This window comes from Streptomyces sp. ADMS (assembly GCF_033441795.1).
GTDB lineage: Bacteria > Actinomycetota > Actinomycetes > Streptomycetales > Streptomycetaceae > Streptomyces.
The window spans coordinates 1-485 of record NZ_JAVFVX010000415.1 but is presented as its reverse complement, the minus strand read 5'-3'; the positions used below and the strand labels follow the sequence as shown (position 1 = coordinate 485).

Genomic DNA, 485 nt, shown 5'->3' with positions numbered 1-485 from the left:
CACGATCGGACCCGCCGTCGGATCGGACACCGCGTCCCGGCAGCGAACGCGGCACACCCCGCGAGGCCCCCGTAGCCGAGGACGGAGCGCAGGAGCCAACCACCGCCCAGGTCCGCTCATGGGCCCGAGGCCAGGGCATCGACGTCCCGCCCCGGGGAAAACTGAGGGCGGCGATCTGGGACGCCTACCACGCCGCCCACCCCACGCGTCCGTGAGGATGAACCGTTCCGGGCCTTCTTCGCCCCGCCGAACAGCCCAGCCAGCCGTTCCCTCGGTGTCCCCACCACGTGCCTGCCCTTCAACCCCGGCGGGTCCGTCATTGTCGGCCCGATCCTACGAACCCGACGGCACCGCCAGGACCGTAGCCGTGGATGGGTCCCGAACGAGGCATCACAACCAGGTCCCGTGAGATGAGCCGCAGCGCCTGCCAGTAGGCTGCACGGCCGTGAGCGAGTACCAGTACTACGAGTTCCAGGCCATCGACC

General features: G+C 70.3%; 1 protein-coding gene. It reads left to right on the top strand.

Features of this window, described 5'->3' with window-relative positions:
• Positions 1-215 (top strand): histone-like nucleoid-structuring protein Lsr2 (locus tag RB628_RS41335; RefSeq protein WP_318325761.1); only part of this gene is annotated, 215 nt, incomplete at its 5' end.
• Positions 216-485: the final 270 nt, after the last annotated feature.